The 9,975-nt window shown below is 69.3% G+C and carries 7 protein-coding genes and 3 pseudogenes; 6 read left to right on the forward strand and 4 right to left on the reverse strand.

Translation table 11 applies throughout. The features are described 5' to 3' along the window. Positions 1-26: 26 nt before the first annotated feature. Positions 27-410, reverse strand: coding sequence for a hypothetical protein (locus tag ACWD0Y_RS34945; protein WP_450264292.1), 384 nt, complete (start codon positions 408-410; stop codon positions 27-29). Between the two features lie 221 nt (positions 411-631). Here ACWD0Y_RS34945 and ACWD0Y_RS34950 point away from each other — a divergent pair. Continuing rightward, positions 632-883: pseudogene (locus ACWD0Y_RS34950) on the forward strand (aminoglycoside phosphotransferase); the annotation flags it as partial. After that, positions 880-1,140 (forward strand): hypothetical protein, encoded by a 261-nt coding sequence (locus ACWD0Y_RS34955; protein WP_450264293.1) that lies wholly within the window; start codon positions 880-882, stop codon positions 1,138-1,140. The pseudogene ACWD0Y_RS34950 and the gene ACWD0Y_RS34955, both read left to right, overlap by 4 nt. A gap of 465 nt (positions 1,141-1,605) precedes the next feature. Here the strand turns inward: ACWD0Y_RS34955 and ACWD0Y_RS34960 are convergent, their stop codons facing one another. Together ACWD0Y_RS34960 and ACWD0Y_RS34965 are read right to left on the reverse strand one after the other, a co-directional pair. Continuing rightward, entirely contained in the window at positions 1,606-2,775 is a 1,170-nt protein-coding gene (locus ACWD0Y_RS34960) for a serine hydrolase domain-containing protein (RefSeq protein WP_450264294.1), read from the reverse strand. A gap of 72 nt (positions 2,776-2,847) precedes the next feature. Continuing rightward, the gene (locus ACWD0Y_RS34965; RefSeq protein WP_450264295.1) at positions 2,848-4,050 is read right to left on the reverse strand and encodes a serine hydrolase domain-containing protein; all 1,203 of its coding nucleotides are present in this window, start codon (positions 4,048-4,050) and stop codon (positions 2,848-2,850) included. 140 nt (positions 4,051-4,190) lie between these two features. Between ACWD0Y_RS34965 and ACWD0Y_RS34970 the strand changes: the two genes are divergently transcribed. Beyond that, on the forward strand, positions 4,191-5,432 hold the full coding sequence (locus tag ACWD0Y_RS34970; protein ID WP_450264296.1) for a sensor histidine kinase: 1,242 nt from the start codon (positions 4,191-4,193) through the stop codon (positions 5,430-5,432). Beyond that, the gene (locus tag ACWD0Y_RS34975) at positions 5,429-6,136 is read left to right on the forward strand and encodes a response regulator (RefSeq protein ID WP_450264297.1); all 708 of its coding nucleotides are present in this window, start codon (positions 5,429-5,431) and stop codon (positions 6,134-6,136) included. The genes ACWD0Y_RS34970 and ACWD0Y_RS34975 overlap by 4 nt, the downstream gene beginning before the upstream one ends. Positions 6,137-6,389: 253 nt before the next feature. On the opposite strand, the pseudogene ACWD0Y_RS34980 reads toward ACWD0Y_RS34975, so the two are convergent. Beyond that, a pseudogene (locus ACWD0Y_RS34980) lies at positions 6,390-6,812 on the reverse strand (alpha/beta hydrolase); the annotation flags it as partial. 337 nt (positions 6,813-7,149) lie between these two features. Here ACWD0Y_RS34980 and ACWD0Y_RS34985 point away from each other — a divergent pair. Together ACWD0Y_RS34985 and ACWD0Y_RS34990 are read left to right on the forward strand one after the other, a co-directional pair. Continuing rightward, a pseudogene (locus ACWD0Y_RS34985) lies at positions 7,150-8,336 on the forward strand (MFS transporter); the annotation flags it as partial. A 200-nt stretch (positions 8,337-8,536) separates the two neighbouring features. After that, positions 8,537-9,721, forward strand: a complete 1,185-nt coding sequence (locus ACWD0Y_RS34990; RefSeq protein WP_450264298.1) for an IS701 family transposase — start codon at positions 8,537-8,539, stop codon at positions 9,719-9,721. Positions 9,722-9,975 lie beyond the last annotated feature (254 nt).

Below are 9,975 nucleotides of genomic sequence, written 5' to 3' on the forward strand. Positions count from 1 at the left end.
ACTCACCATCGGAACCGGCCAAGTGGTCAGAATCTCCTGCCGAGTGTGGCGCCGCCGCCGGTGCCGCCGGCACCGCCGTTGCCATTGGCGCCGCCCGCACCGCCCGTTCCGCCGGCACCGCCGACGCTCGCCGTGCCGCTCGCGTCGCCGCCGTTGCCGCCGTTGCCGCCGTTGCCGTTGGCGCTCGCAGCGCCACCGGTGCCGCCGAGACCACCGAGCCCGCCGCTGGTCCCGACGCCGTTGGCACCGTTGGTACCGGGGAATCCCAGAACCCCCAGCGCGGAGTGGGCTCGGGCACTGCCCGCACCGGCCTGGGCGGAGGCGAGGGCCGGGGTGGCGGTGAGGCCGGCTACGGCGATCGAGGCGATGAGGAAGGTCCGTGCGGTGGCCGTCGTGCGCATGAAGCGCATGGGATACGTCCTTCGGTTTGCCGCCGGGGAAAATCCCCGGCTGACAGGTAACAACGTAGGCACACCCAGCGCCCCCTGCGCCCTACGAATGAGTGAATGTCTTTAAATAGCCTGATCCATTGAACTTTGGCCTTAAATTCCAGAACATTGGTTTTCGCCGTTCTTGAATTCAGCAACTTTGGCCAGAATCAGTGGCATTTATTTCGATTCCCGCCATCGGGGACGGCTTCGACAACTTCTTCCATGCCGTCGTCCCCGACGACCTCGCCGACGACGTCCGGGCCGTCTGGGACGACGCCGTCGCGGCGCCCTAGTGGGAGGGTCCGCCGGTCTGGGTGCATGGCGACCTGCATCCTGCGGACGCGCCCGCGGGCTGGCTGCTCTGAAAACTCATGCTGATGGGCCAGAGCGGAGACCGGGGCCTTCCCGGCGGCAAGCCGACGTGGGGATCCGTAGGCAATCGCGGCCGGTGAGCGAGGTCGGCTCGGTTCCCGTCGGCTCGTCTTCTCCGGTTCGCGGGTTCACTTGGAGGGCGAGGCAGGGGCACAGGCCGGGGCTGCAGTTCATGGTGTCGACCGGCCGCCATCACGGTTTCGAGGCGCTGGAGGAGCAACGCCTGCTGCTTGCAATGGACTTCGTCCGGGTCGTGGATGTGCTCGTCCAGCAGTTTGAACTGGATTTCGAGCACGAGGGGTACACACACGACACACCCCAGACTTCCTGGCGGTGATGCCCGGCGGGGCGGGTGGTTGTTCCACGTTCGGCCGGAGCGGCTGGTCAAACCGCTCGACGCCTTGAAGTTCGCGGCGGCCCTGCACGTGGCGGAGGCCATCGGATGTCGGTATTCCGTGGTGGCCAGCTGGCGTCCGCACGTCCACAGCGTTCTGGACTTTCTGTCGTCCCAGCGTCACCCGTTGTAGGACCCGATGCAGCTCCAGGCTGAGCTGCTGGCCGCTGTCCGGGAAACGGGAAAACTCCCGTTCGGGGAGAGGTCAAGGTCACGAGGTTGCCGGTGGTCACTCGCGCGCACGCGACGCATCTGCTCTGACACCGGCGGCTGGCCACGGATCTGGGCTCTCCCCTTGACGACAGCTCGCCGGTCTGGCGCAGTGTCTCACCACGGCGGCGTCAGGCCGATGGGCCCGACGTCGTGTCGGGCCCATCGGTCGTTTTCACGGAACGCCCTCGGCGGGGTTCAGCGGCACAGGGCGGTGTCCACGGCGCGTTCGAGACTCCTCCGGGCCGCCTCGTCGGTGAGCTGCATGGTGACCGCGACGTTGGTGGCGCGGCCGTCGTCGGTGGCGCCGCCCCGGGTCTCGTACCCCGGGAAGCTGCCGCCGTGGCCCCAGGAGAGACCGCCGCACGGCAGCGGCCTGCTGACGAGTCCAAGTCCGTAGCGGGCGGCGGGGCCGAAGGTCGCTTCGGCGGGGACGGTGGAGCGCATCTGGGCGAGCTGGGCCGAGGGCAGGAGGCGGCCGGCCAGGAGTGTGCTGAAGAAGCGGTTGAGGTCGGAGTTGGTGGAGATCAACTGACCTGCCGCCCAGCCCCAGGAGGGGTCGATCTCCGTGATGTCGCGCAGCGGCGCGTCCGCCGATTCCCGGTAGTAGCCGTGGGGGTGGGGCTCTCGGATGCTCGCGTCACCGGGGACTGGGAAGTAGGTGTGGCGCAGCCCGATGCGCTTGATGATGCGCCGGTCGATCTCCTCGGCCAGGGGGCGGCCGGTGACCTTCTGGACGATCAGGCCGGCGAGCACGTAGTTGGTGTTGCTGTACTTCCAACTCGTCCCGGGGGCGAAGTCGGCCGGGTGCTGGAGGGCTGTGTCGAGCAGTTCGCGGGGGGCGTAGTAGCGGACGTCGTCCCCGAGGTAGTTGCTGTAGTTGGGGAGTCCGCTGGTCTGCTGGAGGAGCTGGCGGACGGTGATGCGCCGTCCGTCGATCCCTTCCCCGCGGACGAGGCCGGGCAGGTAGGTGTCGACGGAGGCATCCAGGTCCACCCTCCGCTCCGCGACGAACTGGAGGACGACGACCGCGACGAAGGTCTTGGTGTTGCTGCCGATCCGCACCTGTCCGTCGACGGGTACTGGTGCGCCGGTGGCCAGGTCGCCGAGCCCTGCGGTGTAGATCCGGGTGCGGCCGTCACGGTCCTGGACGCTTCCCAGCGCGGCGGGCATCCGGTCGTTGCGCACCAGCGCGTTCAGGCTCTGCTGGACGGCGTCCGGCCTGGCGGCGGCAGCGGCCAAGGGCGGGGCAATGGCGCCCAGTGTCATGACGCCGATGGCCACCGCGGCTGAGGCGGGCAGGGCCCGTCGCCGCGTGCCCTGCTGCCGGCCCGGCGAGCGAAGCCCTTGCCGCGTCTGTCCACGCATGAGTCAACTCCTGAGGAATCGTTGGATCGTCGCTCGGGTCGTTCGGGTCGCCGGGTTGCCCCAGTGCCTGCTTCATCCGCACAGGGCCCTGTCCACGGCGTCCTTCACGTGCTGCGTGGCCGCCTCGTCCGTCGGGATGCTGGTGACCGCGACGTTGGCGGCGCGACCGTCGTCGGTGACACCGCCCCGGGTCTCGTACCCCGCGATGTCGCCGCCGTGGCCCCAGTAGACGCCGCCGCACGACAGCGGCCTGCTCGTGAGCCCCAGTCCGTAGCGGAGGCCTGAGGTCCCGGCGGGGACCGTCGTGCGCATCTCGGCGAGCTGGGCCGCCGGGAGGAGGCGGCCGGCGAGGAGCGCGGTGAAGAAGCGGTTGAGGTCGGAGTTGGTGGAGATCAACTGGCCTGCGGCCCAGCCTGCGGAGGGGTCCATCTCCGTGAAGTCGCGCAGCGGTCCGTCCGCCGGACTGCGGTGGTAGCCCTGGGGGTGCGGCTCTCGGATGGTCATCTCTCCGGGGGCGGGGAAGTAGGTGTGGCGCAGCCCGATGCGCTTGATGATGCGCCGGTCGATCTCCTCGGCCAGGGGACGGCCGGTGACCTTCTGGACGATCAGGCCGGCCAGGACGTAGTTGGTGTTGCTGTACCCCCAAGTCGTCCCCGGAGCCGCGTCGGCCTTGTACCGGAGGGCGATGTCGAGCAGCTCGCGGGGTTCGAAGTACCGGTTCCTGATCTCGTCGTCGTCGACGTGGACGCCGTAGTCGGGGAGTCCGCTGGTGTGCTGGAGGAGCTGGCGGACGGTGATGTGGCGTCCGTCGATACCCTCTCCGCGGACGAGGCCGGGCAGGTAGGTGTCGATGGTGGCGTCGAGGTCGATCTTCCCTTCACCGACCAGCTGCAGTACCACCACCGCTGTGAACGCCTTGGTGTTGCTGCCGATCCGTATCCGCCCGTCCCTGGGCACCTTTGAGCCGGTGGTCAGGTCGCCGACTCCTGCGGTGTAGGTGCGGGTTCGGCCGTCACGGTCCTGGACGCTCGCCAGCGCGGCGGGCATCCCGTCGTCGCGCACCAGGGTGTTCAGGGCCCGCTGGACGGCGTCCGGCCTGGCGGCGGCAGCAGCGGACGCGGTGGAATCGAAAGCGGAGGCGGTGGACGGGGCGAGGGTGCCCAGCGTCATGACGCCGATGGCCACCGCGGCCGCGGCCGCCACGGCTCGTCGCCGCCTGGCGCCGTGCTGCTGCCGGGTCGAGGAAGGAAGGCCCTGCCGGGTCTGAGCTGGCATCAGTCAACTCCTGGGGAATCGTTCGGTCGGGGCACGATCCTCGTTTCCAGGGCCCTTTGACCGCATCGCGGGAAGGCGGGAGAATTCGCTCCCCCGATCGGGGGAGGCTGCCGGTGGGCTGCCCGGCGATACTGACGACCATGATCAGGATGATCCGGCCGCTGTTGCGCGGCTCTACGTATGCGGGTGTGCTGTTTGCCTATTGCGGCGCGCTGGCGAGCCTTCCGCTGCTGCCTCTCGCCCTGTTGCCCGCGCTGTCGTGGCAATCCGCGCCCGAGAGCGTGCAGATCGTTCTGGTCCTGCTGGTCTGGACGGTACTGGTCGGCGTGATCGGACTGGCGCGCCCCGTACGGCGGGCGCTGGTCGTGTCCGCCCGCCGACTACTGCGGGTGCCGCTGCCGAATCCGGTGGCCGGTCGCCGAAAATCTGGTTCCCTCGGTCTCGACCGCTGGCGGACCCCGCTCTGGCTGGTGCTGCACGCGGCCGTCGGGTGGACGGGGGCGCTGGCGAGCGGGGTGCTGTTCATCATGGGCCTCTCCTTGCCGGGGAACTGGCTCGGCGGCGAGGCGCGGGCGAATCTGTTCGGCACGTCGGTCCGGGTGTCCGGCGGGTGGAGCTGGGTGGTGGCGGCCGTGTGCATCCTGCTGGCGGTGGCCGTCTGCGTACTGGTTACGAAGGCTCTGCGATGGTCGGCGCCACGGCTGCTGGGGCCGTCGGCGGCCGAACGGCTCGCGCTGGCTGCCGAGCGGGAACTCCTGCTGGCCGAACGCAACCGGATTGCCCACGAGTTGCACGACTCGATCGGGCACACCCTGACGGCGGCCACCATCCAGGCGGCGGTGGCGGGCGAGGTGCTCTCCGCCGACCCGGCAGCGGCGCGGGCCGCCATGCGCAGCATCGAGGAGTCGACGCGGGCCGCGCTGCAGGACCTGGACTACGTACTCGGAGTGCTGCGCGAGAAGCAGGCCGGGACGGCGCCGACCCGGACCCTGGCCGACCTCCCCGAGCTGCTGGACCGCCTGCGGCACGCGGGGGCGGTGGTGGAACCGGAGCTGTCGGGCGACCTGGCGCAGGTACAGAGGACGCTCTCCCGGGCGGCGTACCGGATCCTCCAGGAGGGGCTGACGAACGCGCTGCGCCACGGAGCGGGCGGCCCGATCGAGGTCCGGGTGGCAGCCGGGCCCGACCGACTGGATCTCACGGTGGTCAACCGGACCGGGCCACGGACGGGCCCTGGCCGAGGTACCTTCCCGACCTCCGGCCACGGTCTGCCCGGGCTGGCGGAGCGCGTCAGACTGCTGCACGGTGAGTTCCAGGCCGGCCCGGACGGGACGCAGCACTGGCGGCTGGCCTGCCGGCTGCCGAAACGGGTGTCGGCGTGAGTGGATCCGACGCGGGCGAAGGCACGGCCCTGCCCTCCGTCACCAGCCCTTCCGTCACCCTCCTGATCGCGGACGACGACGAGGTCACCCGCAGCGGCCTGCACATGCTGCTCGCCGCACAGCCGGGGATCACGGTGGTGGGCGAGGCCGCCGACGGCGTCGAGGCGGTCGAACGGGCGAGGATCCTGCGACCGGACGTGGTCCTGATGGACGTCCGGATGCCGCGCCTCAACGGGATCGAGGCCACCCGCCAACTCCTTGCCGAAGCGGCCGAACCGCCGAAGGTCGTGGTGATCACCACCTTCGAGAACGACGGCTACGTCACCGCCGCCCTCAGTGCGGGCGCCAGCGGCTTCGTCCTCAAGCGCCTCCCGGTCCGCCAGATCGCGGAGGCGGTCCGGGTGGTGGCGGTGGGCGAAGCGGTCCTCTTCCCGGCCGCACTGGGCCGCATGGTCGCCCCTCGGCCGTTGGGCTCCGCCGAGGCCCTGCCGCGGGCCGCCCTCACCAGCCGGGAGGAGGAGGTGCTGCGCCTGATGGCCACCGGGCTCTCCAATCCGGAGATCGCAGGTTCCCTCACGGTGAGCCAGGAGACGGTCAAGACGCATGTCGGGAATGTGCTGACCAAGCTCGGCGCGCAGAACCGAACCCATGCGGTGGTGATCGCGTACGAGTCCGGCCTGGTGGTCCCCGGCTTCGCCGGCTGACCGGCTTCAGTACCGACCGCGAGTAGCTCCGCCTCGCAGTCCGGCCCACGAACGCGCAAAGAACCTGGCCGAGGCCATAGCCCAGCGAGGCCTAGGTGTATTGATCACGAACGTTGTTAACAGTGGTGGTCTTGATCATGGCGAAGACCTCCGATGTGGTGGAGGTGTCTAGGCTCCACACCACACACGGAGGTCTTCGTGTCCCACCCTGGACAGAGCACGCGCGTCGCGGCACGCGACCGCGGTGCCGATCCGGCTGTGCCGGGACCGGGGCCGGCGCGACTGCCCGGCGGCAAGGCGGCGCCACCCCGCGTCCCGAACCCGCCGGCGCTGCTTGCGCAGCGATGTTGGAGCCCCAGTCGTGGCCGACGACCACCGCGTTCTCCTCGCCGAGGGCGCGCACTACGGCGACGTTGTCCTCCACCAGGTCGAGCATCCGGTAGGCGTCAATTGCCTCCGGCTTGGAGGAACGGCCATAGCCGCGCACGTCGATCGCCACCGCCCGGTGGCCGGCCGCGGCGAGGCCCAGGAGCTGGCGGCGCCAGGAGTACCAGGACTCGGGGAAGCTGTGCACGAGCAGGACCAGCGGGCAGGTGCCCTGCTCGACCAGGTGCAAGCGCCCGGCCGGGGCCTCGACACTACGGTGGCGGAGCTCGGCGGTCGGCTCAGGTTGCATGGGCTTCTCCGCGGATCGCTGGCAGACGCGGCTACCCATCGATCATGCGGCGCGGCACCCGACCGACGCGATCAGCCTTGCCATTCTGGCAAACTCGCAGGACAGAGCCGCGGAGCGGCGCGGGCAAGCAGGAGCGGGACAGGTGGCAGTCGACAACGTGGACGGCACGCTGGCCTCGACAAGGCCCCGGTTGCGGGCCGCGCGCGACTCTCGCACCATTATGACTTCCGCCCAAGGTGACTCCGCCGGGCTCAGTCCGCCAACTGGTTGAGGCACCGCCGAGAGTTCGGGAACGGCGCGCATCGTCCTGCTGGCACTCGCGGCCGGTCAGTTCCTGATGGCGCTCGACAGTTCGGTCATGAACGTCTCCATCGCGACGGTGGCCGAAGACGTGGGCACGACGGTCACGGGAGTGCAAGGCGCCATCACGGCCTACACCCTCGTGATGGCGATGTTCATGATCCCCGGTGGCAAAGTAGGGGCGCTGATCGGCCGCAAACGCGCGTCATGATCGGCTGTGTTATCTACGGCTGCGGCTCTCTCACCACGGCGCTCGCGCCGAATCTGCCCGTGCTGCTGCTCGGCTGGTCGTTCCTCGAGGGCATCGGTGCGGCACTCATCCTGCCCGCGATCGTGGCGCTGGTGGCGAGTAACTTCGCCGCCGAACACCGGCCCGCCGCCTACGGTCTCGTCGCGGCCGCAGGGGCCGTGGCTATCGCGGTCGGGCCGCTCATCGGGGGCGTCGCGACGACGTACTTCTCATGGCGGTGGGTCTTCGCCGGCGAGGTCGTCATGGTGCTCCTGATGCTCGCCGGCCGTATCGCCGACGCGCCGATCGGCGAACGCCCCCGCATCGATCTCGTCGGCGCCGTGCTCTCCGCGCTCGGGCTCGGGATCTTCGTCTACGGCGTACTTCGCTCCGACGAATGGGGCTGGTTCAAGCCGAAGCCCGACGCGCCTTCGTGGCTCGGGGTGTCGCTGGTCGTGTGGCTGATGCTGGCCGGTCTGCTCCTGGTCTGGCTTTTCCTGCGCTGGGAGGCCCGCATGGTGGAGCGGCGCAGAGAGCCCCTCATCGACCCGGGCATGCGGCACAACGAGCAGCTCACCGGCGGACTGACGATGTTCTTGTTCCAGTACCTCGTTCAGATGGGCGTCTTCTTCGTCGTGCCACTGTATCTGTCCGTGGCGCTCGGCCTGTCCGCGCTCAAGACTGGCGCCCGCATCCTGCCGCTCTGCGTGACATTGCTGGCGGCGGCCATCCTGATCCCCCGCTTCCTCCCGGATGTCTCACCACGGCGGGTGGTGCGGCTCGGGACCCTCGCGTTGCTCGCGGGCGCGGTGCTCCTGATGGCCGCGCTCGACGCGGACGCTGGCGCGCCAGCTCGGGTCCGTCACCGTGTCCGCGGTGCCTGAAGCACAGAGCGCGGAAGTCGGCGGCGTCCAGAACGCCGTACCAACCTCGGCGCCTCGATCGGTACGGCACTCGCCGGTTCGATCATGATCGCCTCGCTGACGACTTCCTACTCGTGAAGGGGCAGAGGGCGAGAGTTCTGACATTGCAGCACTGCGAGCTCAGCGCTCCTACGTTCATGTGGACAAGGAGCGTGCTCGCCTGGCGCTGACGGCGGGTATCGATGAAGTAGAGCAGGCCAGGCTCATCGCAGCCCTTAGTACTGCAACGGTCTTTGGCGTGACGGGTGGGCAGGTTGGTCGTTGGGCTGGTTATGGGTGGGGACCTGAGTGAGGTGAGGAAGTGGGCGGCGGGTCTGGGTGAGGTGCATGAGCGTTTCATGCATCGGTTTGCCCGGTCGGAGCCGCGTGAGTCAGCACTGGCGTATATGCGGGGCTTGATAGCCCCGCTGGAACGGAAGAATGGCTGGACGCTGGCCGAGGAAGCCGGGCACGCGGCTCCCGACCGCATGCACCGGCTGCTGAACCGATGCGACTGGGACCCTGACGAAGTCCTCGGCGACGTGCGTGATTACGTCGTCGAACACCTTGGTGACCCGGAGGCCGTGCTGATCGTGGACGACACGGGCTTCCTGAAGAAAGGGGTCCGCTCGGCCGGGGTCCAACGGCAGTACTCCGGGACGGCGGGGCGGACGGAGAACTGCCAGGTCGGCGTCTTCCTCGCCTATGCCAGCGCTCGTGGCCGCACGCTGATCGACCGCCGCCTGTATCTGCCCACGTCATGGACCGATGACCGGGAACGCTGCCGAGCCGCGGGCATCGAGGACACGGTCGCCTTCGAGACGAAAGTGGCCATCGCCAAGGCGATGGTCCGCCGGGTGATCGCGGAGAAGATCCCGTTCCGGTGGGTGACCGCGGACGCCGCCTACGGCTTCTCCAAAGGCTGGCGGTCCGAGCTCGAGCGGGCCGATGTCTTCCACGTCATGGCCACCACCCGGCACGACACTGTCGTTACCCGCTGGGCCATGGACCATCCCGTCCACGACCTGTTCAACGGACTGCCGAGGCAGAAGTGGAAACGCCGTTCCTGCGGCAACGGGGCCCACGGCCCACGCGTCTATGACTGGGCGAGGGTCGAGGTCCGGCCCTGGCACCGAGAGGACCGCCGGCACTGGGTGATCGCCCGCCGCAGTGTCCGCCGGCCCGAGGAGATCTCGTACTACATCGCCTACTGCCCCGCCGAATCCACTCTCGACGAACTGATCCGCGTCGCCGGCAGCCGGTGGGCCGTCGAGGAATGCTTCCAGACCGCCAAGCAGGAATGCGGCCTGGACGACTATCAGGTCCGCCGCTACCCCGGCTGGCACCGCCACATCACCCTCGCCATGGCCGCCCACGCCTGCCTCACCGTCCTGCGGGCCCGTGCACTCGACACCGACAAAGCAGAAACGGATCCTCCCAGCCCATACCCCTCACCCTCCCCGAACTGCGGCGCCTGATCAGCCGGCTCACCCGGCCCCACCCGACCATCGACCACGTCCTGCACTGGTCACACTGGCGCCGCAGACGGCAACACCAAGCCCGCCTCAGCCACTACAAACAACGCGGCCACACACCACCAGAAGCTGCCCATCCATCAGGCCAAAGACCGTTGCAGTACTAGGTGATGTTTCTCGGATCTCCTGACGTGAGTGGGGTGTTGAGGTCAGGCTGGCTGCATGGGCCGTGGGGATCTGACGAACGCGGAGTGGGA

Source organism: Streptomyces altiplanensis (genome assembly GCF_053591575.1).

What these genes read in the sequence shown, in the direction of transcription:
- ACWD0Y_RS34970 (WP_450264296.1), top strand. Translation starts at nt 4,191, where the DNA reads ATGATCAGGATGATCCGGCCGCTGTTGCGCGGCTCTACGTATGCGGGT.
- ACWD0Y_RS34965 (WP_450264295.1), bottom strand. Translation starts at nt 4,050, where the DNA reads ATGCCAGCTCAGACCCGGCAGGGCCTTCCTTCCTCGACCCGGCAGCAG.
- ACWD0Y_RS34945 (WP_450264292.1), bottom strand. Translation starts at nt 410, where the DNA reads ATGCGCTTCATGCGCACGACGGCCACCGCACGGACCTTCCTCATCGCC.
- ACWD0Y_RS34990 (WP_450264298.1), top strand. Translation starts at nt 8,537, where the DNA reads ATGGGTGGGGACCTGAGTGAGGTGAGGAAGTGGGCGGCGGGTCTGGGT.
- ACWD0Y_RS34960 (WP_450264294.1), bottom strand. Translation starts at nt 2,775, where the DNA reads ATGCGTGGACAGACGCGGCAAGGGCTTCGCTCGCCGGGCCGGCAGCAG.